Origin of the sequence: Acidiphilium sp. PM (genome assembly GCF_000219295.1) — a bacterium.
Lineage (GTDB): Bacteria > Pseudomonadota > Alphaproteobacteria > Acetobacterales > Acetobacteraceae > Acidiphilium > Acidiphilium multivorum.
Genome location: NZ_AFPR01000339.1, coordinates 1 through 1485, shown reverse-complemented (window position 1 = coordinate 1485; position 1485 = coordinate 1). Strand labels below are relative to the sequence as shown.

Genomic DNA, 1485 nt, shown 5'->3' with positions numbered 1-1485 from the left:
TCTGCCATTTCGCGTGGCGGAATATACGGATTTCTATGCCGGGCGGAATCACGCCTTCAACGTGGGCGCGCTGTTCCGCGGGCCGGAGAACGCGCTGCCGCCGAACTGGCTGCACATGCCGGTGGGCTATAATGGCCGGGCGTCGTCGGTGGTGGTGTCGGGCACGGAGTTCCACCGGCCGTGGGGGCAGCTGAAGGGGGCCGGGTTCGAGCGGCCGGTCTTCGCGCCGTCGCGCCGGTTCGATTTCGAGCTCGAACTCGGCGCCGTGGTCGGCCTGCCCTCGGCGGCGGGGCGGCCGGTGACGGTGGCCGAGGCGGACGCGATGATCTTCGGCTACGTGCTGCTGAACGACTGGTCGGCCCGCGACATCCAGGCCTGGGAAGCCCAGCCGCTGGGGCCGTTCCAGGCGAAGGCGACGGCGACGACGATCTCGCCCTGGATCGTGATGAAGGACGCGCTGGAGCCGTTCCGGGTTTCGACGCCGCCGCGCGAGGCCGAGCTGCTGCCCTATCTGCATGAGGACGGGCCGATGCTCTACGATATCGCGCTGGAGGTCGGGCTTGCGCCGGAGGGTGGTGCCGAGAGCGTGATCAGCCGGACGAATTATCGCGAGATGTATTATTCCGCGGCACAGCTGCTGGCGCACCACACCACGGCGGGCGCGCCGATGCGGACCGGCGACCTGCTCGGCTCGGGCACGATTTCCGGCGCGACGAAGGACAGCCGCGGCTCGATGCTGGAGCTGAGCTGGGGCGGGCGCGAGCCGGTCGCGCTGGATGACGGGACGGCGCGCCGCTTCCTCCTCGATGGCGACAGGGTGACGCTGCGCGGGGCGGCGACGGGCGATGGCTACACGATCGGGTTCGGCGAATGCGCGGGCCGGCTGCTGCCCGCCCTCGCCGATCCGTATGCGCGCTGAGACGGGGTGACCGCCGGGGCGATCACCCGCGTCCGCGCGATGGGGTGACGGTGCCGCGCGCTATTCGCCGTGGCCGGTCAGGATCGCGTCGCGCACCAGCTCGGCCTTGGCCGCGATGTCGGCCACCTGCTGGTCGGTCAGCGGCGGCAGGTTGAGGATCGTGTTGACCGCGATCACCGTATCGGTGCTGATCGCGATCGTCTTGTCGGAGGCGGAGCCAAGGAAGATCGCCGCGAGATCGTCGGTGCTCGACGGGGTGACGCCGGTGAGCGCGGTCGAGCCGGAGGAGAGCAGGTTCTTGAGCAGGGAGAGATTCTCGAGCGGGGAGTCGATGCGGGTGACGGCCGCATAGTCGGTCGCGACGATGTTGGCGAAATCGGCCGCCGACATCGAGTAGAGCTGGGCGACGGTGATCTGCGTGCCGTCGGTCAGGGTGATGATGGTGCTGGCGGTCGTGGTCGTCCAGTTGCTGATCACCTCGCTGAAGGCGTGGTCGAGCACCTGGGCCGGCGCGCGGGCGACGCTGAGGCGGCCGAGCTCGACCGCGGGGATGCCCTCCTTCGCCC

Annotated in this window: 1 protein-coding gene and 1 pseudogene; one reads left to right on the top strand and one right to left on the bottom strand. The window is 69.9% G+C overall.

Going from position 1 to position 1485, the window contains the following annotated elements:
* A partial coding sequence (fahA, locus tag APM_RS12385) for a fumarylacetoacetase (RefSeq protein WP_007423720.1) occupies positions 1-919 on the top strand: 919 nt, incomplete at its 5' end.
* 60 nt (positions 920-979) lie between these two features.
* Here fahA and APM_RS12380 read toward each other — a convergent pair.
* A pseudogene (locus tag APM_RS12380) lies at positions 980-1485 on the bottom strand (hypothetical protein); the annotation flags it as partial.